The following is a 21,007-nucleotide window of genomic DNA, read 5'->3' as shown; positions in this document are numbered from 1 at the left end:
CGGTCGGATACGTTCAGAGGTCAGTCGGACGAGGCCGAGGGGGGACGGTCACGTACCCCCCAGCTGCCGGGCTCGGGCCCGAGATCCACGCGTAATCGGCCGCCGCGGTGCAATTCGTCACCGCGAAGCCAGCTGCGCTCGAGCGGATCGCCGTTGAGCGACACCGATTGTACATATTGGGCGGGCCCATCGGGCCGTGGTTCCACAAACCCCGTCGTCTCGATCGAGAGGGTGTCGTCGCCGAGCCGGATCTCGGCTTCGGCGAACGACGGGGCGTTCAGGAGGAACAGGTTCTGGCCGGCCACCGGGAAGAGTCCGAGCGACGCCCAGACGTACCACGAGCTGAGCCCGCCGGAGTCGTCATTGCCCGGTAGCCCGCCGCGACCCGTTCCGAACTGCTGCTGCACCGCGGCGTGCACGACGTCGGCCGTGCGGTCGGGGCGGCCGGCGTACTGGTAGGCCCAAGGCGCCTCCATGTCGGGCTCGTTGTTGAGGCCCTCGAAACGGCCGAGGGCGTAGCCGTTCGCGAGTTCCTCGAGGCCGGGTCGCACGCCCGGCTGCTGCACGGGCTCGGCGCCGAAGCCGAAGAAGGCGTCGAGCATGCTCACAAAGGCGTCGTCGCCGCCGGCGAGGCCGATACGGTTCCGCATGTCGTGCAGGAGCCGGAACGAGTAGTTGTAGCGGCTGCCCTCGTAGAAGGTCGAGTCGAGCAGGAGCCCCGTGGTGTCGTCGAACGCGTTCACCCACCCTGCAGCGAGGGCTGTGAACTCGTCGGCGAGGGCGCGATCGCCCACGCGTGCCGCCACCTTCGCGGTGCACCAGTAGCCGAAGGCGATGTCGAGGGTGTGGCTGATCGGATGCGCGACGCCGCGAAGGAGGAAGTCCTCGCCGTAGGTGCGGCGCAGGTCGGTGTGCATGTGCACGAGTGCCCAGTCCCAGTCGATGCCCGGAAGACCGAGCTGGCAGAGGTCGGCGAGGAAGGTCTGCGCGAGTGCGCTGCCCTGCCGCGAGAAGCGATCGCTGCCACGCGCCATCCGGTATCCGATCGGGAAGTTTCCCTCCTCCTCGCAGATCGTGAGGAGCGCCGTGCCGAGCTCGACCGCCCGCTCGGGCAGGAGGGCGGTGAGAAGCGGCAGCTGGGTGCGGTAGATATCCCACATCGTGCTCAGGTCGTAGACAAATGGCCCCTCGGTCGGCCAGAACGGGCTCTCCTCGGGCGCGAGGCACGGCTTGATGAGCGAGTGGTACAACGCGGTCGAGAACACCGTCTGCCGATCGGCCGACGGTGTGTCGATCGTGATCGACTTCAAGTGCCGTCGCCAGGTCTTCTTCGTGCGGTCGCGACGCTGCGGGAAGCGCGCCGGGCCGACGCCGCAGTCGCGCCGGAGGTTCTCGCGAGCCTGCTCGACGCCCCTGAGCGAGAATCCGATGCGCACCTCGACGCTCTGGCCCGGCTCGCTCGGGCCCGCCCACATCAGGCCGAACGGCCGCAGGGTGGTGGGCCGGATGTGATCGAAGTCGAGCCGAGTGCCACCGGGCATGAGTCGCCGGTCGTACCAGAGCATCTGCCGCCAATGCTTGGCGTCGCATTCGATGTAGACCGCGAGCGGCGTGCCCTCGACGACGATCTCGCCCTGCGCGACGCCGGGCGCCACGGATTCGAGCTTCGCCCGCAAGGGGATGGTCTCGCCGTGCGGGATGGCGAGCCCGCCGAGCGAGAAGTCGATGACGATGCGCGCACTGCGATGACGGGGGAACGTGTAGCGGTGCACGGCGCTCTTCGGGCCCACGGTGAGTTCTGCGCGGATGCCGGAGTCGAGCGTCGCTGCGTAGTACCCGGGCTCCGCGACCTCGTCGACGATCGCCCAGTTGCGCCCCAGCTCATCGAGCGGCTCGATCATCGGGCTCACCCGGAAGTAGTTGTAGTACTTGCGGATCGCGCCGGTTCCGGACTGCTGGAAGTGCGTGAATCCGGATGCCACGGCCGAATCGTGGATCGTCGTCGGAACGCCCTCGGTGCTGAGGTCGTAACGCCCGTAGCCCGTCGGGTACGCGCCGGAGTACGCGCACGCCGACACCATGCCCAGCGGATACGTCGCCCCCGGGTGCGTGTTGCCGACCTGCGGCTTCGGCCACCACCATGACGCCGCGACGCCGGTCTGCGGCGGCAGGTCGGTGACCTCGGTGCCGATGAACGGATCGACCCGCCCGATCATGCGGCTCCGTGACGACGCCGCGCGCCGCCTTCGTGCCTGCATCGCGTCGCGAGCAGCGTCATCGTCTCGGGAGTTCCCATGCCGGGACGCTACGGGCACGAGGTCGGTCTTAGGTTACGAGCACGTGAACGGTTGCCGAGCACTCGAGGGAATGACAGGGGCACAGCACCTGTTGTAGTCTGTAAGGCCGTGCAGCCGTAAGGTTTGCGCGGGTTGGAAACTCCACAGTGTGCGACAACGGCTCGCCGCAACTGATCTCGATCAGCACGGCGCGACATGGGGATGATCGGTTTCGACATCGCCTGCGAACCCACGAGAAGCGGGCCGAGGATTCAGGGTTATCTCGTTAACGATCTCTGAAAAAATATAACTGCCAATAAGACGCAGTCTGACTTCGCGCTCGCTGCTTAAGCGAGTCCGATAGTCCGTCAGCCCGGGTTTGTTTCCGCCCCGGTTGCTGGCGTCATCTAGGGAACTTGCTGCGCGTCGTCGCCTGAGCGAAGTGTGGGACTTTCTTCAGGCTGGGCCTGTCGACTTAGGTGCCTGTGGCAAAGGTCGAGGCCGAGTAGAACGCCTGCACAGGATGCGCCCGGAGAAGGCGTGGAATCACAGCGATGGACGGGGGTTCAATTCCCCCCATCTCCACCATCGGCCGTTGTCGCACACTGAGGATCGAAGGCCCGGAACCATGCGGAAATCGCAGGGTTCCGGGCCTTCGTCATGCGCCGGCATCGTTGACCTGCCGGATGCCGCGCGGCTGCGCCTTCGGGCGCGCACGCGGCATCCGTCGATCTCAGTAGGCCGTGCCCGCGAGGGAGCCCGTGACCTGGCCGGCCGGGTCGAAGATGACGCACGAGACGATGCGGTCGGCGAGCTGGGTCCAGCTCTCCTCCGAGGGGCGGTACGCGTAGAAGTCGAGCGTCGACGAGTCGTAGGCGAGGCCGACGAAGCGGTCGAACTCGACGAGGCAGGTGTTGTCGGCCTCGGTCTGGATGGCGTCGTCACCGGGGAATTCGTCGCCCGTGAGGGTGAAGTCGAAGTACACCTCTTCGTCGTGGGGCTGGTCGCACGGCACGACGGGCACCTCGGAGACGAGCTCCTCGGAGACTTCGTTCATGCAATCGCCGACCCGGAGGGTGAAGACGTCGGCCTGGCCCTCCTCGACGATCTCCTTGGTGGTCTCGTCGCGCTCGGCCTGAGGCGCCGAGCCCTCGAGCAGGTTGCCGACGATGCTGCAGCCGCTGAGCGGCACAGCGATGGCGACCGCGGTGATGGCGGTGAGGACGCGCACGAGGGTGCGGCGCTGGGCTGTGGACACGGAGGTCGCCTCTCGATTCAAGGGGTGCTCGCCAGCACCGACATAGTCGGTCGTGACGTGGTGGGCAGGCCGAACGGCCTGACTCGAGCGTGGATTCGGTGTCACCTTATCGGGCGGACTGCGGCGGGCGCCACCGCTGGCGTGTACCCGAAAGGGGGGACAGGCCTGAGGCTCAGTTGAGGTGCGGGAGCACTTCCGCCGCGATGAGTTCGAGGTGATCGAGGTCGGTCATGTCGACGAGTTGCAGGTAGACGCGATCGGCGCCGAGCCCCTTGAGGCGGAGCAGCTTCTCGATCGCCGCCTCGGGCGTGCCCGCCACGTTGACGTCTGCGAACGTGTCGGGGTCGGCGTCGATCGCCTTGAGCCGGCGGTGGTAGTCGGCCTCGTTCGTCGCAACGACGGTGGGCAACGCGACGGTCGTTCGCAGCGTCTCGGGGTCGCGATCGATCGCTTCGCACGCGCGACGCACGCCGTCGAAGGTCTCGGCGATGCGGCCTTCACCGCGGAACCCGATATTGAACTCGCTCGCGTAGCGCGCGGCGATGGCGGGTGTGCGGCGGGGTCCGTTGCCGCCCACGATGATGGGCACGCGCGGCTGCACGGGCTTCGGCAGTGCCGGCGAGCCCTCGAGCGTGTAGTGCTCGCCCGAGAAGTCGAATCGGCTGCCGACGGGCGTCGACCAGAGTCCGGTCACGACGTCGAGCTGCTCCTCGAGCAAGCCGAATCGCTTCTCGGGGAACGGAATGCCGTAGGCGGCGTGCTCCTCGGCGAACCAGCCCGTGCCGAGGCCGAGCTCGACCCGACCGCCCGACATCGCGTCGACCTGGGCGACCTGGATCGCGAGGATGCTCGGGTGCCGGAAGGTCGCCGAGGAGACGAGGGTACCGAGCCGGATTCGGCGGGTCTCACGGGCGAGGCCGGCGAGGGTGGTCCAGGCATCCGTCGGTCCCGGCATCCCGTCGCTGTCGTCCATCGCGAGGTAATGGTCGGAGCGGAACCAGCCGTCGAATCCGAGTCGCTCGGTCGCGCTCGCCTGCGCGAGCTGGTCGTCGTAGCTCGCACCCTGCTGCGGCTCGGTGAAGATGCAGATCTCCAACTGGGTCTCCTGTCAGTTCTCGTGGGTCGTGAGGGCGGTGAGCACGGCGTCGTGCAGCAGGCCGTTGGTGGCGAGCGAGCTGCCATGCCAAGGGCCAGGTTCGCCGGTCACCGACGTGAAGCGGCCGCCGGCCTCCTCGACGATGGGGATGAGGGCGGCCAGGTCGTAGGGCTTCACGTCGAACTCGCTGACGACGTCGATGAGCCCCTCGGCGAGCAGGGCGTAGGCCCAGAGGTCGCCGTAGGCGCGGTCGCGCCACACCTGTTCCGAAAGGGCAAGCAGTTGGTCGAGGTAGCCGGCGTCGCGCCACTGGGCGAGGCTCTGGAAGCTGAGTGAGGCATCGGCGAGCTGCTCGACGCCCGACACGCGCAGACGGCGGGCATCGGGGAATGCTCCGGATGCCGCATCCGTCGCCGACTCGCTCGCGCCGAGCTCCGCAGCCGACGAGCTGGTCCACGCGCCCATGCCGGTGGCCGCCCACCAGCGCCGCTTCATGGCCGGCGATGACGCCACGCCGACGACCGGCACGCCGTCGATCGCGAGAGCGATGAGCGTGCCCCAGACGGGCACCCCGCGCAGGAAGTTCGAGGTGCCGTCGATCGGGTCGATGATCCACTGGCGGTTCGACTCACCCTCGATGCCGAACTCCTCGCCGAAGGTGCCGTCGTCGGGACGGGCCGCCGCGATGCGATCGAGGATCGCCCGCTCGACCGCCAGATCGGCTTCGGTGACGGGCGTGCGATCGGGTTTCGTCTGCACGTCGAGATCGATGGCGCGGAATCTGGCGAGCGAGACCGCATCGGCGAGGTCGGCGAGTTCGAGGGCGAGGGTGAGGTCGTCGGCGAGGCTGTCGGTCACCGATTCAGGCTATCGGGCCGCGTCGTCGCCGGCCGCCTCGATTCACGCCGCCGTGGCGCTCCCTCGATTGGCGTTCTCCCCACTTCTCCTGATAACGTGGTCCGTCGGTTCGGGTTGTGAAAACCTCCTGAATCATGCACCTCTAGCTCAATCGGCAGAGCAACTGACTCTTAATCAGTGGGTTCTGGGTTCAAGTCCCAGGGGGTGCACGGAACTGCCTCGAACCTCTCGCCGGGTTCGGGGCTTTTTCATTTCCACCGCGAACGAGTTCGGCGAACTTCGAACAGGGGCGTGAGATCGTGCTGATGGCGGCCGGGCTGCTCTTCGTCCTGTTCGGCGTGCTGCTGATCCTGTTCCCTCGACGCGCCAACGACTTCGACGCCTACCTTCGGAAACGCTTTTCGCTCACCGGCGCGTTCGTACGAGTGCGATACCCCGACTCGATATATCGAGTGCTGGGCATCTTCGCGTGCATCTTCGGGATCGTGTTCACGAGCGTCGCGATCATCGCCACCGTGCGCGGGCTTCTGTGATCGGTCAAGCAACTCACTCGGTCGTGACCTCGTTGCCGAGGGCACGCAATGCCCGCTGCGCCGAGCCGCCGAGGTTCCACTCGGTCGCGAGGCGTTCGATCTCGGCGACGGCTTTGGCGTCAAGCGGCCGGATGCGCCCGTCGATCTCGCCGAGGTCGAGGTCGCGCACGACCTCGACGACGGTCGGGGCGACCTCGAGGTATGCCGCCGCCGCGGTCATCCGCGCCCGGATCGTTGCCGAGAGCGGCGCGGTGGGATCTTCTGCGGCGGCGATGAGCGCGTCGAGGTCGACGAACTGCTGGAGCAGGCTTGCGGCCGTCTTCTCGCCGATGCCGACGACGCCGGGCAGCCCGTCGGAGGCGTCGCCGCGCAGCACGGAGAAGTCGACGTACTGGGAGGGGAGCACGCCGTACTTGCCGACGACCGTGACGTCGGTCACCACCTCGAGCTTGCTCATGCCGCGCGCTGTGTAGATGACGCGCACGCCCCTCGCGTCGTCGACGAGCTGGAAGAGATCGCGGTCGCCCGTGACGATATCGACCGGGATCGTGGCCTGAGTCGCGAGGCTGCCGATGACATCATCAGCCTCGTGGTAGGTGGCGCCGACGATCGGGATGCCGAGCGTGCCGAGCACCTGCCGGATCATCGGGATCTGCGCCTCGAGCGGGTCGGGCGTCACCTCGACGTCGGGGCCGAGCGGCACGACCTCGGCGACGCGGTGCGCCTTGTAGCTCGGGATCAGCTCGACGCGCCAGTGCGGGCGCCAGTCGTCGTCCCAGCACGCCACGAGATGCGTCGGCTCATACTCGGCCACGAGCCGCGCGATGATGTCGAGCAGCCCGCGCACGGCGTTGACAGGTGTGCCGTCGGGAGCCTTGAGCGAATCGGGCACGCCGTAGAACGCGCGGAAGTACAGCGAAGCGGTGTCGAGGAGCATCAGTCGTTCGGCCACACCGCGATCATGTCACGACTGTGCCAACCGGCTCTCAGTCATCGAGGCCGCGCGCCACGAGCGCCTCGCCGAGCGCCTCGGCCGACTGCAGCGATCGCACGATCACGGGCACCGCGAGCGCCGTGAGCGACCCGGTCGCTCCTCGCGCACGCCGCGCCTCGATCACTTCGCGCACGATCTCTGCGGTCAACGGCACGCAGCGGATCGTGAGGGCGAGCAGCAGGCCGACGCGGTCGCCGTCGATCCAGCGCCGGAACGGCCGGAGGAGCCGCTGGCACGCGTCGAGCACGCTGGAGACGGTCGTCGTGAGGGTGAAGAGTGCGGCAAGGGCGACGGATGCCGCGACGCGACCTCCCATCATGAGCGCCGCCGTCCACCCGGCGAACAGGGCCTGCACGGGCACCGCGATCGCGAGCAGCCACAGGATCGGCACGACGTGCCGCCACACCATGTGCGGCGGGATGCGCGCAGCGAGGAAGAGCACGCCGACGCCGCCCACGGCTGCGGCGAGCTGCCATGGCTCCTGGAGCACCGTGATCACGGAGATCGTGACGGCGAGCACCCCGAGCTTGGCGAGCGCGGGTGCACGATGCACGAGGGTGCTCCCGGGAACGTAGAGGCCGATCATGCGATGAGGCTCCGATAGGCGCCGAGCGCGGCATCCGGAGTGTCGTCGGCGACGATGCGGCCATCATCGATGACGACGACCCGGTCGAAGCCGTCGAGGAGCTCGAGCTGGTGCGTGACCACGACGACCTGCTGCTCGAGCGAGCTCAGCATCTCGCCGATGAGGCGCGCGTTGCGAGCGTCGAGCAGGGTCGTCGGTTCGTCGGCGACGACGACGGAGGGCTCGGCGACGAGTACCGACGCGAGCGCGAGCAGTTGCTTCTGCCCGCCCGAGAGGCGATGCGCGGGGTGCTCGGCGTGGGCGGCGAGCCCGAAACGCTCGAGCGTCGAGGACACCCGCTCCGCGACAACCGGCTTCGACAGCCCGCTCTTGCGCAAGGTGAACGCGACGTCTTCCGAGACCGTCGGCATGACGATCTGGTTGTCGGGATTGGTGAACACGAATCCGACCCGGCGGCGCACCTCGCGTCCCTGCCGCGCGACGTCGAGGCCGTCGACGGTGACCGTGCCTCGGTCGGGAGTGACGAGGCCGTTGATCATGCGGGCGAGCGTCGACTTGCCCGATCCGTTGGCGCCCACGATGCCGATGCGGCCTTCGCCGAGCACGAGGTCGACGCCGCGCAGCACCGGCCGCTCGCCGTAGGAGTGCTCGACCCCGCTGAACTCGATCACGCTCATGCCACCCGCTCCACGATCATCGCCACGCCCTGCCCGCCACCGATCGAACATGCTGCCAGACCGAGCCGCGAGTCGTCTGAGGCGTGCATCCGGGCCGCGAGCCGCACCAGGAGGATCGCCCCCGACGCGCCCCACGGGTGCCCGAGCGCGATCGCGCCGCCGTCGCCCGAGATCGTTCCCTCATCGAGACCGACGGCGTCGCTCACCGCGAGCAGCTGTGCGGCGAAGGCCTCGGTGATCTCGACGAAGCCGAGGTCGGCGACGGATGCCCCGCACCGCTCGAGCGCCCGGAGGATCGCCGGTGCCGCCCCGATCCCGGGAAGCGCGGGATCGGACCCGGTGGTCGCGGCGGCGATCACGCGCAGGCCGGGGAGCCCGAGACGCCGACGCACGGCCTCGGTCGTGACGGCCATCGCGGCGGCGCCGTCGGAGATGCCGCACGAGTTGCCCGCCGTGACCGTGCCGTCGGGGCCGAATGCGGGGTGGAACCGCGAGAGCGTGCGCTCGTCGAGTCGATCGCGCGGGCGGTCGTCGGCGGCGATCCGGTCGAGTGTCACGATCTCGGCGTCGAAGGCGCCGGATGCCTGCGCTGCCGCGGCGAGGCGGTGCGAACGGGCGGCCCAGGCATCCTGGCGCTCGCGCGTCACGCCCGATCGGGCGGCGAGGTCGTCGGCGGCGGGTCCCATCTCGGGGTCGGGAGTGCCGATGGGGGCGAAGGGGGCTCGCTCGTAGCGCCGCGTCGGCGCTCCGTCGCCGGTCTCGGGTGGCCAGTACCGCCATGGCGCCGTCGAGGCCGACTCCGCGCCGCCGGCGAGCACGAGCTCTGCGTCGCCGCCGCGCACACGGGAGGCGGCCTGCATCACCGCGTCGAGTCCCGAGCCGCACTGGCGGTCGACCGTGACCCCCGGAACGCCGTGGCCGAGCCCAGCGCGGAGTGCCGAGATGCGCGCGACGTCGCCGCCTGGGCCGAGGCAATTGCCGAGCACGACGTCGTCGACGGCGATGCCCGCGGGCGCGACGGATGCCGCGGCGGCGGCGAGCACGGGCGCCGCGAGCGCGTCGACGGTGTGGCCTGCGAATCCGCGGCCGGCGGTGGCCACGGCGGTGCGTCGAGCGGCGACGATGACGGGCGCGTCGGTGGCGATGGTGCGGATCATGCGCGGCCGAACCGATCGTCGTCGAGGGCTCCGGCGGCGAGGGCGACGCCGAGCGCGGCGCGCGCGACCTTGCCCGAGGTCGTGCGCGGAAGCGACTCGATCGCGTACCAGCGTCGGGGGAGCTCGGGCGCCGTGAGGCGCGAGCGCGCTTCGGTGATGATGCGTGCGCGATCCGCCGACGCGGCGAGTTCGAGCACCGCGACCGGCACGTGTCCGTGCAGGGCGTGCGGCACGGCGATCACGGCCGCAGCTCGAACGCCCGCGAGTTCGGTGAGGGCGGCCTCGACGTCTTCGGCGAGCACCGTGGTGCCCGAGACGGTCACGGCGGAGTCGCCGCGGCCGCGCACGACGAGGCTGCCGTTCGGGGCGGCATCCGCTCGATCGCCGACCGTCGCGAAGCCGTGCGCGTCCCGTCGGAACGGCCCGTCCACGCCGGCGTACCCGAGCGAGAGGTAGGGGGAGCGGGCCCACAGTTCGCCCGCGCGCACGTCGACCTCGACGCCCGGGAACGGCCCGAGCGCGCCGGAGCCCTCGGCGTCGTCGCGCGAGTGGTCGACCGCGGCGACGAACGAGAGCTCGGCGGCGCCGTAGTACTCGGTCACCCCGATGCCGGCGGCGCGAGCCGATGCGAGAGTCGAGGGCGGGAGTGCGCTGCCCGCGACGACGACACGTCGCGGGCGGTGCCCGAGCGAGACGAGACGCTCGAGCGTCGTCGGCGTCGCGTGCACGAGGTCGGCCCCGGCGAGGTCGTCGACGAGCACCGCACCGCTCCAGAGCGCGTGCAGGGCGGCGAAGAGCTGCATCGAGACGTGCAGCGGCCCGGTGATCGCGATGACCGGCGGCTCTGTGCGGTCGTCGCGCCGGGCACGGCAGGCCCCGGTGAGCCCGGTGAAGGGCTCGAACGACGCCGTCCACGAGGCGAGCGTGCGGGCGACGGGCCGGGCATTGCCCGACGATCCGCTCGTCATGAGCACGAGCTCGGTGCCGGGCGGCAGCGAACTCACGACGGGAGCAGCCTGCGCGGGGTCGGCGACGACGACGACACGCTTCGCCTCGAGCGCGGCGAGCACGGTTACCAGCTGGGCGACGGGGTCGGCGTCGTGCGCGAGCACCGGCCCCGGCGAGCGGTCGAACTGCTCGGCGACGGATGCCACGAGCCGGCGCAATTCGGCACGGCTCAACGAGCGGCCGGTGAAGCGGATCGCCTCACCGTCGCCGTCGAGCCAGCCGATCACGCCGTCACTCCGAGTGCGGCGCTGAGGCGACTTCGGCTGAGGCCGGACGAGGGGTCGACGGAGCGGGCTCAGTCGTCGCGTTGACCGCGCGAGACCACGGCCACGAGCGAATGGCGATGAGGCCGGGCCAGGCGCGATGCACCTGCTTCGCGACGAGCACGGTGACGACGACCTTGAGGATGTCGCCGGGCAGGAAGACGGTGGAGCCGCCGAGCGCGACCCAGAACGGCACCCCGGTGGCCGACGCCATCCACGGCACGCCGAGCGCGTAGATGACGACGATGCCGCCGAGCACGGTCGCGCAGATGGCAGGGAAGACGCGGTACCTGGGAAGGAGTCGCGCCGTGAACCAGCCGATGACCAAGGCTCCGAGCAACCAGCCGAGCAGGTACCCGGCCGACGGACCGACGAAGACACCGAGACCGCCGCGTCCGCCGGCGAGCAGCGGCAGACCGGCGGCGACGAGCCCTTCGAACAGCAGCAGCGTGAGGAAGCCCTTGCGAGCGCCGAGGATCGCGCCGGCGAGCATCACGCCGAGCGTCTGGAAGGTGATCGGGACGCCGGTCGTGCCGATCGGCAGGGCGCCGGGGAGGCCGAGCGCCGCGATGAGCGCGGCGAAGACGGCGATCTGTGCGAGATCGCGAGCGGGGATGCGACGGGTCACGAAGTCCTCCGGGTCGAAGCGTTGGCCGAGGAGACGGCGGAATTCACGCTACGGCGGGCTGGGAGGGCCGTGCTCGCGGTCGCCGTACAGAAATCGGGTGCCGATTTTGGACGAGCGCCGTGGCCGAGGGGTGCCCGCAGGGCGAGCTGCCCGAACGGAGGGGCGACTCAGGCCGCGCGGGACTCGACGTGCGCGGTGCCGATCGAGGGGAGCGCGGCGGCCTCGGCGGCATCCGAATCGGCGGGCACCTCGACGGGGTCGGCCCACATGACGAGCGGCGACGGGGTCCAGCTGAGCGCGAGCGACTCCTCGCCCGCGGGCACGACGACGGTGACCGCGTCGCGCTCCTCGAGGATCGAGCGAGTGAGCTCCGCGGCGATCTGGTGCGTGAGCATCGCGTGGAAGATCCGGTCGGTGTCGCCGTCGGCGCGGCGCACGAGCGACCAGCTGCCGGACGGGCCGATGAACTCGGAGAGCTTCGCGTTCAGGAGCTCGAAGATGTGTTCGCCGCGCAAGTCGGCCGCGTTCTGTCGCGGTGCGGGAAGGGCAGCGTGTGCGGCGGCTTGTGCGGCAAGCCTCGCGCGGCGCCAGCGGCGGAACATCGTGACCCCTCTCGGTGGTGCGGAACGACGGATCGGGTCGTTCGTCCCAGTCTCGGGTACCACGTCACGGATTTCGAGTGACACGCCGCGGAGCGCGCGTTGGGCGCCCCTATTGGCGGAATTCCCGCTCGAGCTCGGCTCGCTTCGACTCGTCGGACACGGTGCCGATCGCGATCGCGAGGCTCGCGAGCCACGAGACCCACATGAGAGCAAGACGCCAGTCGCGCGGACCGGCCGCGGTGGCACGCACGACGCCGACACCACCGAAGATCGCCGTGAGCACGGCCCCGCTGAAGAGGTACTTGCGCATGCCGCAACGCTACTCGTTCGACTCCGGTGTCTGGGAGTCATCCGTGAATCTGACCGATCGTGCAGAATCTGACCGATCGGTCAAGGTACGTTCGACCCATGCCAACCGATGCCCAAGCCACGTCTCGCGTGCGCCCGGCCGACGAACTTCGACAGGTCGCCCTCGAGCAGTTCTCGACCGTCGGCTTCGCCGCGACCTCGCTGCAGCAGATCGCCGACCACGCCGGCTACTCGAAGTCGAGCGTGCTCTACCACTTCGCCTCGAAAGAGGCGCTGCTCGAATCGGCGATCGGTCCCGCGATCGACGACCTCGAGGTCCTGCTCGGCGACTTCGTCGCGGGCGGTCGCTCACCTGAGGCGCGCGCCGTCTTCATCGAGCGGTTCGTCGACTTCCTGCTCGGCAACCGCCTCGCCGTGCACACCTTCGTGAACCAGGGGCAGTCGCTGCTCGACATCCCGGTCGTCCAGCGCGCGAACACCGCCATTCGCGGCATCGCCGACTCGATCTGCGCCGACGACGCCACCGTCGTCGAGAACATCCGCTTCGGCGTCGCGCTCGCGGGCGCCGCGTACATGCTCGTGGCGGGTGCGACCTTCCGCGACGAAGACCATCAGTTCGACGACGCCGAGGTGCGCGCAGCACTCATCACCGTCTTGTCCGAACTCCTCCTCCCGGCCGACGGCCCCTCGACGCGATAGGCATCACATGGCCCTCCTCCTCCACCGCCTCGGTCGCTTCGCGTTCCGCAGGGCCTGGCTCGTCATCGCCGCCTGGGTGCTCGCCCTCGGCGCCCTCGTCGGCGCCGGCGTCGGGCTCGGCGGCCAGCTCCAGGAGTCCTACGCGATTCCCGGCACCGAATCGCAGACCGCGATCGACCAGCTCGCCGCCGTGTTCCCGCAGACGGCCGGCGCGTCGGCGAAGGCCGTCGTGGAGACGCCCGATGGGGCATCCGTCGACGACGAGGCCTACCGCAGTGCGATCGAGGCCATGGAGGCCGAGCTCGAGCGCGTCGACGGCGTGGCGAGCGTGCTCGGGCCGTTCGACGAGTACGCCGGCGACCAGGTCTCGCACGACGACCGCACCGCCTTCATCCAGGTGCAGTTCGACGGCCAGACCTCGGATGTCACGACCGACACGATCGACGCCGTCACCACCACCGGTGACACCGGGCGAGACGCCGGGCTCACGGTCGCGTTCGGCGGCGAGGTGTTCCAGGAGACGAGCTTCGGCCTCACGATCACCGAGATCTTCGGCGTGCTCTTCGCCGCGGTCGTGCTCCTCATCACGTTCGGCTCGCTGGTCTCGGCCGGCATGCCGCTGCTCACCGCGCTCGTCGGGGTGGGCGCCGCGTTCGGCGGCATCTCGATCGCCGCCGCGTTCGCGACCGTGTCGAGCACGGCCCCGATGCTCGCGGTGATGATCGGGCTCGCCGTGGGCATCGACTACGCGCTCTTCATCCTCTCCCGGCACCGCACGCAGCTCGCGCGCGGCCACACTCCTGAAGAGAGCGCCGCCGAGGCCGTCGCCACGGCGGGCGGTGCGGTCGTCTTCGCTGGGCTCACCGTGATCATCGCGTTGCTCGGCCTGCTCATCGTCGGCATCCCGTTCCTCAGCGTCATGGGCATCGCGGCGGCCTTCGCCGTGTTCATCGCGGTCGCCGGCGCCGTCACGCTGCTGCCGGCGCTCCTCGGGGTGTTGGGCAGGGGGCTCGCGCCGAAGCCCGGCAGCCGAGTGCACCGCCGGGCGAACGCGAGCGACGAGGGCGGCACACGAACCCTCGGCCGTCGCTGGGTCGACCTCGTGCTGAAGGCGCCCGTCGTCTTCGTCGTGCTCGTCGTCGGCGTGCTCGGCACGGCCGCGATCCCCGCCGCGAGCCTCGACCTGAACCTCCCGAGCGGCGCGTCGGAGCCCGCCGGGTCGACGCAGCGCGAGGCCTACGACATGCTCGACGCCGGGTTCGGACCCGGCTACAACGGCCCGCTCATCGTCACGGTCGACATCACCCAGACGACCGACATCTTCAGCGACCTCGACGCCGTCGGCACTCGCATCGCCGAGCTGGACGACGTCGCGTACGTCGGCGACGGCATGCCCAACGAGACCGCCGACACGGCGATCATCCAGGTCGTCCCCGAGAGCGCCCCCGACGCGCCCGAGACGAAGGACCTCGTCGAACGCATCCGAGAGCTCGCGCCGTCGATCGAGGCCGACTTCGGCACGCCCATCGCCGTGACGGGCTATACGGCCGTCTCGATCGACATCTCGAACCGTCTGACCGACGCGCTGATCCCGTTCGCGCTCATCGTCGTGGGGCTCTCGATCGTGCTGCTGCTCATGGTGTTCCGCTCGGTGTTCGTGCCGGTGAAGGCCGCGCTCGGGTTCCTCCTGTCGGCGTTCGGCGCGATCGGCGTGACGGTCGCGATCTTCCAGTGGGGGTGGTTCGCCGACCTCCTGCACGTGCAACCCGGCCCGATCCTGAGCTTTCTGCCGATCCTCCTGATGGCGGTGCTGTTCGGCCTCGCAATGGACTACGAGGTGTTCCTCGTCTCGGGGATGCGCGAGGAGTACGTGCGCTCGCTGAAGCAGAATCCGGCGGGCGAGCCGCGCCAGGCGGTCGTGCATGGGTTCCAGCACGCCTCGCGGGTCGTGACGGCCGCCGCGCTCATCATGTTCTTCGTGTTCTTCGCCTTCGTGCCCGAGGGCTCCGGGGTGATCAAGGGCATCGCCTTCGCGCTCGCCGTCGGCGTCGCGTTCGACGCGTTCCTCGTGCGGATGACGCTCGTGCCCGCCGCGATGGCGCTCGCCGGCCGTGCCGCCTGGTGGCTGCCGAAGTGGCTCGCGAAGCGGTTGCCCGACGTCGACATCGAGGGCGAGGGGCTCCGGGCCCACCTCGACCAGGTCGCGTGGGCGGCGTCGCGGCCCGCGGCCGTCAACGCCGACCTCGCCGTGTTCGGCCTGCCCGAGCGCCCCATCGGCCCGGTCTCGGTCGAGGTTCCGAAGGGCGCACTGCTCTCCATCCGCGGTGAGGCCGTCGACCGGCGTGTGGTCGCGGCGACGCTCGCCGGGCGGCTCGCACCCGTCTCGGGCCGGCTCGCCGTGCTGGGGCATCCGCTTCCCTCCGGCAGTCGTGACGTGCTGCAGTCCGTGGCGCTCGCCGGAGCGGCAGCGGATGTCGCAGGCCCCCGCAGTGTCGGAGAGCTCATCGCGACACGCCTCGACGCGACACGCCCGTGGTACCGCCTGGCGCCGTCACCTGCCCTCGTGCGCAGCTGGACCGATCGCGCCGCGGAGGCCGCAGGGCACGACGACGACGGACCCCGCTTCGGCACCGACACGCCGCTCGCCGCACTCGACGCGACCGATCGCACGATCGTCGCCCTCGCCGCCGCCCTCGCCGAACGCCCGAAGGCCGTCGTCGTCGACCTCGACGATCCAGGCAGCTCGGGTATCGCCCTCTGGGAAGCGGCCGCGCGCCTCGTTCCCGCCGGGGTGACCCTTATCGCGGGAGTCGGCGCTGACGCGGCGCTGCCCGCGCCCGGCTCGGAACTCGCCGGTCGCGGCATCCGCATCCTCGAACTCGACCCAGCCACCCAGGAGGCCCTCCGATGAGCTCCCGACTCCAGCCCCTGCTCGGCACCACGCCGGCGCAACGCCGCGTGCGCTACGGCGCACTCCTCGCGGCCGTCATCGTCGTGCCGCTCGCGGTCGCCGGCCTCTTCTCGGGAGCGCTCGGCGGTTCGGGCGACCGGCTCGACACGATCCCGGCGGTCGTCGTGAACAACGACGAGATGGTCACGATGACCGGCGCCGACGGCACCGAACAGCCCGTGCTCGCGGGCCGCCAGCTCGTGACGGAGCTCACGGGCCCCGCGAGCACCGGGTTCGACTGGTCGATCTCGAACGACGAGGAGGCCGCAGAGCTGCTCGCGAGCGGCGATGCCTACGCCGTGCTCACCGTTCCCGCCGATTTCTCCGACGCCGTGACCTCGCTCGCGGGTGACGCGCCGACCCGGGCCCAGCTCGACATCCGCACCGACGACGCGCACGGCTACCTCGCGGGGTCGGTGGCGCAATCCGTCGGCGACGCCATGACCGCCGCCTTCGGCCGTGAGCTCACCGCCCGGTATCTCGAGGGCTTCTACTCGAACCTCGCCTCGCTCGGCGGCTCGCTCGGCGACGCCGCGACCGGCGCGACCGAGCTCTCGAGCGGCGTGGGCTCGCTCGCCGGCGGACTCGGCGAGCTCTCGACCGGCGTCGCCTCGGCCGCGTCGGGCGCAGCGGATGCCGCGAGCGGGGCGTACGCCTACGCCGACGGCGTGGGGGAGTACACCTCGGGCGTCGACTCGCTCGCCGGCGGACTCGGGCAATTGCAGCAGCAGGCAGGAGGGCTCGACGGCCTCACATCCGGCACCGCGGAGTACGTGACGAGCGTGCACGCCGCCGCCGACGGCTTCGACGCGCTCGCCGCGGGCCTCGCGCCGCTCCTCGCCGCGGATCCCTCCGGCACGGCCGCGCAGAGCGTCGTCGAGTACGCGGCAGGCCTCGACCAGCTCGCGGCAGGCGGCGACCTCCTCGTGACGAAGACCGGTGAAGGCGTCGACCAGCTGCAGGGCGGCATCGACGAGATCGGCACCGGCGCCGCGCAGCTCGCCGGCGGGTCGGAGCAGCTGCGTTCGGGCGCCGACGGGCTCGCGAACGGTGTCGATTCGCTTGCGAGCGGGCTCGGCGAGCTCTCCACGGGCACTGCGGATGCCGCGAGCGGCGCCACGCAGCTCGCCGACGGCGCCGGCAGCCTCGCCTCCGGCCTCACGAGCGGGGCCGAGAGCGCCTCAGCGCTCACCGACATCGACGCCGCGACGACGGCCGACGTCGTGTCGGAGCCGGTCGTCGTCGACGCCGCGCGCGACCACGAGATCGACTCGACCGGCGAGGTCATCGGCATGCTGTTCGTGCCGATCGGGCTGTGGATCGGGGCGATGGCGATGTTCCTCGTCTTCCGCCCGTTCAGTCGCGACGCGCTCCGCAGCACCGCCTCGACCGGCGGGCTCGTCTCCCGCACGCTCGCTCGCGCCGGCCTCGTCGGCCTCGCGCAAGCGGTCGCGGTCGTCGCGTTGCTGCATACCGCGCTCGGCGTCTCATGGGCCGTGCTTCCGCAAACATTCGCCTTCGCGGCGCTCCTCGCGCTCGCCTTCACCGCGATCCACGCGTTCCTGAGCATCGCGCTCGGACGTGCGGGCATGCTCGTCTCGCTCGTGGTCGTCGCATTGCAGCTCGCGGCATCCGGTGGCCTCTATCCGGTGGAGGTGCTGAGCGGGCCATTCCAGGCCATCAGCCCGTTCCTGCCGCTCACCTGGGCTGTGCGGGGCATGCAGGCGATCGTCGCGGGTGCCGGCGGGGGAGCCGTGGGCACTGCCGCGGGAATGGTCGCGCTGTTCGGACTCGCCGGCCTCATCGCCACGGCGATGGTCGTGGCGAGGCGTCGCGGCATCCGCTCGATCGGCTTCGCCTCAGCCGCCCTCGGCTGACGAGCTCAGTGGCGCGAACCCGGCAGGAGCGCCTCGAGCGCGCGCCGGGATCGGGTGAGCGCCCGGCGCCGCTTCGACTGGTGCGTGTGGGTGCGGGCGAACTCGAGCGTCTCGCGCAGCAGCTCGAGCCGTTCACGCTCGCTCTTGGCCTTGCGGGTGTTCACCTCGGCAACGATCGAGCCGCTCCAGCCGCGCGCCTCGAGCGTCTCGAGCACCTCGGCGACGGGCTCGCGGCCGTGTCCGGGCAGCAGGTGCTCGTCGAAGATCTGGCCCTCGCCGATCGCGCCGGATCCGTCGCAGAGGTGCACGTGCCGAAGCCGCGCGCCGAGGTCGTTCACGAACTCGAGGCTGTCGACGCCCGAGAGGGCGGCATGCGAGAAGTCGAGGGTCACCGCGTCGCAGTCCATGATGCGCGGATCCCATCCGGGGGCGTACGCCTTGAGGTTCTTGCCCGCGGCGCGCCAAGGGAACATGTTCTCGACGGCGATGACGACTCTGTGCTCGGCAGAGATCTCGCGCACGATCCGCAGGAAGTCGAGCGCGTAGGTCGCCTGCCAGCGGAAAGGAGGGTGCACGACGACCGACTCCGCGCCGACCGCCGCGGCGAGCTCAGTGGTGCGCTCGAGCTTCACGCGCGGGTCGCGCCCCCAAACGAAGTGCGTGAGGAGCAGCACCGGAGCGTGCACCGACAGGATCGGCAGGGCGTACCGTCGCGAGAGCTCGAGGAGATGCTCGGCCTGCTGCGTCGACTCCTCTTGCGTCACCATGATCTCGATGCCGTCGAAGCCCGCGAGCTTCGCGAGCCGGAAGGCGTGCTCGGGCTCGAGCGGGTAGACGCACGTCGTGCTCATGCCGATGCGGATCATCAGGGCGGCATTCTAGCCGCGTCGTCCGCGCGGTGGGAGGTACATCGCGGCCGTTCCCGCCCGTGAACGGTGCACTGTTAGCCTGAGGCAAGCGAAGGGACATCCGCCAGATGCAGCACGCCCCCGAACCGACACCGAGCGACGACCTCTATATCGACGCGGCGTACGACATGATCGTCGTGTCGAATCGCCTTCCCGTCGACTATGAGCGCGCCCCAGACGGGTCCACTACGTGGAAGGGCTCGCCAGGTGGCCTCGTCACCGCACTCGAGCCCATCATGCGCACGACCGAGGGCGCCTGGGTGGGCTGGGCGGGCGTCGCCGACATGGAGTTCGACCCGTTCGAGCACGACGGCATCTCGATCATCCCCGTGCCACTCTCGGCCGACGAGCTCGAGGAGTACTACGAGGGCTTCTCGAACGACACGCTCTGGCCGCTCTACCACGACGTCATCGCGCCGCCGTCGTTCCACCGCGAGTGGTGGGACTCGTACGTTCGCGTCAATCGACGCTTCGCCGAGGCCGCCGCGCGCGCCGCCTCCCACGGCGCCGTCGTGTGGGTGCAGGACTACCAGCTCCAGCTCGTGCCGCGGATGCTTCGCGAGAGCCGCCCCGACCTCGTGATCGGGTTCTTCAACCACATCCCGTTCCCGGCCTACGGCATCTACTCCCAGCTCCCGTGGCGGCGCCAGGTCGTCGACGGACTGCTCGGCGCCGACGTCATCGGCTTCCAGCGGTCGGCCGACGCCGGCAACTTCATGAGGGCCGTGCGCCGGCTGTTCGGATACGCCACGCGCGGCACCGTCATCGACGTGCCCGACGGCAACGACCACGTTCGGCACGTCGTGGCCCGCCACTTCCCGATCTCGATCGACGCGGCCGGTTTCGAGGAGATCGCGCGCCGCCCCGAGGTGCAGGCGCGGGCGAAGGAGATCCGGGCGAGCCTCGGCGATCCCAAGACGATCATCCTCGGCGTCGACCGGCTCGACTACACGAAGGGCATCCGGCATCGGCTGAAGGCGTTCGGCGAGCTGCTCCGCGACGAGCGGCTCTCGGTCGAAGACGTCACACTCGTGCAGGTCGCGAGCCCCTCCCGTGAACGCGTCGAGACCTATCGCCTGCTTCGCGACGAGATCGAGCTCATGGTGGGCCGGCTGAACGGCGACCATTCCACGCTCGGACACCAGGCGATCGCCTATCTCCATCACGGGTACCCCCGGGAAGAGATGGTGGCCCTCTACCTCGCGGCCGACGTCATGCTCGTCACCGCGTTGCGCGACGGCATGAACCTCGTCGCCAAGGAGTACGTCGCGTGCCGGTTCGACGAGCGCGGGGTGCTGCTGCTCAGCGAGTTCACCGGGGCATCCGACGAGCTCAGGCAAGCCGTGCTCGTCAATCCGCACGACATCGAGGGCCTGAAGGACGCGATCGTCGAGGCGATCGAGATGCCGCAGCGCGAGCGGGCCCGCCGCATGCGAGCCCTGCGCAAGCGAGTGCGGGAGAACGACGTCGCCAACTGGTCGGCCACGTTCCTGAAGACGCTCACCGGGAGCGGCATCATCGCGCCCGGCGTACCCGAGGGACTCACGGCCGCGCTCAACCGCATCGCCGGCACCGAGCGCCTGCTCGTCGCCCTCGACTTCGACGGCACTCTCGCTCCGCTCGTCGACCGGCCCGAAGACGCGCGGGCCACCAAACGCGCCCGCGCGGCGATCGAACGTCTCGCCGCCGCCGACGACACGAGGGTTGCGATCGTGTCGGGGCGAGCGCTGCAGAGCCTGCGCGAAGTCGCGGACCCGCCGCAGGGAACGCTCCTCAGCGGATCGCACGGTGTCGAGTTGCAACTCGACAGCGGCGGCGTCACGATCGACCTGCGCGATGCCGAGCTCGCCGGACTCGAGCGCCTCACGCACATCCTCGAAGAAGTGGCATCCGGTGCCGAAGGGGCCTGGGTCGAGTGGAAACCGGCCGGTCTCGCGCTGCACACCCGACGCGTGCCCGCGAACATCGGCGCGACGCTGCAGCGCACGGCGCGCGAGCGTGTCGAGGCCGAGGTGCCCGAGCTCAGCGTGCGCGGCGGCAAAGGGGTGCTCGAGTTCTCGGTGCGCCCCGGCGACAAGGGCGAAGCCCTCACCCGGCTCCGGCAGCACGCCGGCTCGAGCGCGGTGTTCTACGTCGGCGACGACGTCACCGACGAAGACGCGTTCGCGGCTCTGGAGTACGAGGATGTCGGCGTCAAGGTCGGCCAGGGCAAGTCGCTCGCCACGCACCGCGTGAAGAGCACGGAAGACGTCGCCGAACTGCTCGAGCGCCTCGCCGATGCCCGTGACATGGCGCGCGGGCGACCGTCGCGCTGGACATAGACTCGAA

Annotated in this window: 18 protein-coding genes, 1 tRNA gene and 1 other RNA gene; 7 read left to right on the top strand and 13 right to left on the bottom strand. The window is 70.3% G+C overall.

Annotated features, from left to right (window positions below):
* Positions 1-20: 20 nt before the first annotated feature.
* On the bottom strand, positions 21-2,216 hold the full coding sequence (locus tag QFZ29_RS10360; protein WP_306894036.1) for a glycoside hydrolase domain-containing protein: 2,196 nt from the start codon (positions 2,214-2,216) through the stop codon (positions 21-23).
* 278 nt (positions 2,217-2,494) lie between these two features.
* Between QFZ29_RS10360 and ssrA the strand changes: the two genes are divergently transcribed.
* Positions 2,495-2,864, top strand: a transfer-messenger RNA (tmRNA) gene (gene ssrA / locus QFZ29_RS10355).
* A 145-nt stretch (positions 2,865-3,009) separates the two neighbouring features.
* Here ssrA and QFZ29_RS10350 read toward each other — a convergent pair.
* The 3 genes from QFZ29_RS10350 to QFZ29_RS10340 form a co-directional block, all read right to left on the bottom strand.
* Entirely contained in the window at positions 3,010-3,534 is a 525-nt protein-coding gene (locus QFZ29_RS10350; protein ID WP_306894035.1) for a septum formation family protein, read from the bottom strand.
* A gap of 172 nt (positions 3,535-3,706) precedes the next feature.
* The gene (locus QFZ29_RS10345; protein WP_306894034.1) at positions 3,707-4,630 is read right to left on the bottom strand and encodes an LLM class F420-dependent oxidoreductase; all 924 of its coding nucleotides are present in this window, start codon (positions 4,628-4,630) and stop codon (positions 3,707-3,709) included.
* A gap of 12 nt (positions 4,631-4,642) precedes the next feature.
* Complete coding sequence (locus tag QFZ29_RS10340) at positions 4,643-5,488, bottom strand: inositol monophosphatase family protein (RefSeq protein WP_306894033.1); 846 nt, start codon at positions 5,486-5,488, stop codon at positions 4,643-4,645.
* A gap of 136 nt (positions 5,489-5,624) precedes the next feature.
* Here QFZ29_RS10340 and QFZ29_RS10335 point away from each other — a divergent pair.
* Positions 5,625-5,697: transfer RNA gene (locus QFZ29_RS10335), tRNA-Lys, on the top strand.
* A gap of 96 nt (positions 5,698-5,793) precedes the next feature.
* On the top strand, positions 5,794-6,021 hold the full coding sequence (locus tag QFZ29_RS10330) for a hypothetical protein (RefSeq protein ID WP_306894032.1): 228 nt from the start codon (positions 5,794-5,796) through the stop codon (positions 6,019-6,021).
* A 13-nt stretch (positions 6,022-6,034) separates the two neighbouring features.
* Here the strand turns inward: QFZ29_RS10330 and QFZ29_RS10325 are convergent, their stop codons facing one another.
* The 8 genes from QFZ29_RS10325 to QFZ29_RS10290 all read right to left on the bottom strand — a co-directional run bounded on the left by QFZ29_RS10325 (position 6,035) and on the right by QFZ29_RS10290 (position 12,246).
* A complete protein-coding gene (locus tag QFZ29_RS10325; RefSeq protein WP_306894031.1) occupies positions 6,035-6,973 on the bottom strand; it encodes a 5'-3' exonuclease in 939 nt (312 codons plus the stop codon).
* A 34-nt stretch (positions 6,974-7,007) separates the two neighbouring features.
* Positions 7,008-7,601 carry an energy-coupling factor transporter transmembrane component T family protein gene (locus QFZ29_RS10320; RefSeq protein WP_306894030.1) on the bottom strand — a complete coding sequence of 198 codons (594 nt, stop codon included), beginning with the start codon at positions 7,599-7,601 and terminating at the stop codon, positions 7,008-7,010.
* A complete protein-coding gene (locus tag QFZ29_RS10315) occupies positions 7,598-8,278 on the bottom strand; it encodes an energy-coupling factor ABC transporter ATP-binding protein (protein WP_306894029.1) in 681 nt (226 codons plus the stop codon). Before QFZ29_RS10315 ends, QFZ29_RS10320 begins: the two co-directional genes overlap by 4 nt.
* Complete coding sequence (locus QFZ29_RS10310) at positions 8,275-9,435, bottom strand: thiolase family protein (protein WP_306894028.1); 1,161 nt, start codon at positions 9,433-9,435, stop codon at positions 8,275-8,277. The genes QFZ29_RS10315 and QFZ29_RS10310 overlap by 4 nt, the downstream gene beginning before the upstream one ends.
* On the bottom strand, positions 9,432-10,670 hold the full coding sequence (locus QFZ29_RS10305; protein ID WP_306894027.1) for a class I adenylate-forming enzyme family protein: 1,239 nt from the start codon (positions 10,668-10,670) through the stop codon (positions 9,432-9,434). Before QFZ29_RS10305 ends, QFZ29_RS10310 begins: the two co-directional genes overlap by 4 nt.
* A 4-nt stretch (positions 10,671-10,674) precedes the next feature.
* Positions 10,675-11,334, bottom strand: a complete 660-nt coding sequence (locus QFZ29_RS10300; protein ID WP_306894026.1) for a biotin transporter BioY — start codon at positions 11,332-11,334, stop codon at positions 10,675-10,677.
* Positions 11,335-11,501: 167 nt separating this feature from the next.
* Entirely contained in the window at positions 11,502-11,849 is a 348-nt protein-coding gene (locus QFZ29_RS10295; protein ID WP_306894025.1) for a hypothetical protein, read from the bottom strand.
* A 196-nt stretch (positions 11,850-12,045) separates the two neighbouring features.
* Complete coding sequence (locus QFZ29_RS10290) at positions 12,046-12,246, bottom strand: hypothetical protein (protein ID WP_306894024.1); 201 nt, start codon at positions 12,244-12,246, stop codon at positions 12,046-12,048.
* A 98-nt stretch (positions 12,247-12,344) separates the two neighbouring features.
* On the opposite strand from QFZ29_RS10290, the gene QFZ29_RS10285 reads away from it, so the two are divergent.
* The 3 genes from QFZ29_RS10285 to QFZ29_RS10275 are packed head-to-tail and all read left to right on the top strand — an operon-like array spanning position 12,345 to position 17,771.
* Positions 12,345-12,944: a TetR/AcrR family transcriptional regulator gene (locus QFZ29_RS10285; RefSeq protein ID WP_306894023.1), complete on the top strand. Its 600-nt coding sequence runs from the start codon at positions 12,345-12,347 to the stop codon at positions 12,942-12,944.
* 7 nt (positions 12,945-12,951) lie between these two features.
* Entirely contained in the window at positions 12,952-15,855 is a 2,904-nt protein-coding gene (locus QFZ29_RS10280; RefSeq protein WP_306894022.1) for an MMPL family transporter, read from the top strand.
* Entirely contained in the window at positions 15,852-17,771 is a 1,920-nt protein-coding gene (locus tag QFZ29_RS10275; RefSeq protein WP_306894021.1) for a YhgE/Pip family protein, read from the top strand. The genes QFZ29_RS10280 and QFZ29_RS10275 overlap by 4 nt, the downstream gene beginning before the upstream one ends.
* 5 nt (positions 17,772-17,776) lie before the next feature.
* On the opposite strand, the gene QFZ29_RS10270 is transcribed toward QFZ29_RS10275, so the two are convergent.
* A complete protein-coding gene (locus QFZ29_RS10270) occupies positions 17,777-18,637 on the bottom strand; it encodes a sugar phosphate isomerase/epimerase family protein (protein ID WP_306894020.1) in 861 nt (286 codons plus the stop codon).
* Positions 18,638-18,747: 110 nt separating this feature from the next.
* Here QFZ29_RS10270 and QFZ29_RS10265 point away from each other — a divergent pair, with 110 nt between their 5' ends.
* Positions 18,748-21,000, top strand: coding sequence for a bifunctional alpha,alpha-trehalose-phosphate synthase (UDP-forming)/trehalose-phosphatase (locus QFZ29_RS10265; protein ID WP_306894019.1), 2,253 nt, complete (start codon positions 18,748-18,750; stop codon positions 20,998-21,000).
* The last annotated feature ends 7 nt before the right edge of the window (positions 21,001-21,007 follow it).

This window comes from Agromyces albus, from assembly GCF_030815405.1.
Lineage (GTDB): Bacteria > Actinomycetota > Actinomycetes > Actinomycetales > Microbacteriaceae > Agromyces > Agromyces albus_A.
Note: the sequence above shows the minus strand (reverse complement) of the source record. Positions and strands in the feature narration are given on the sequence as shown.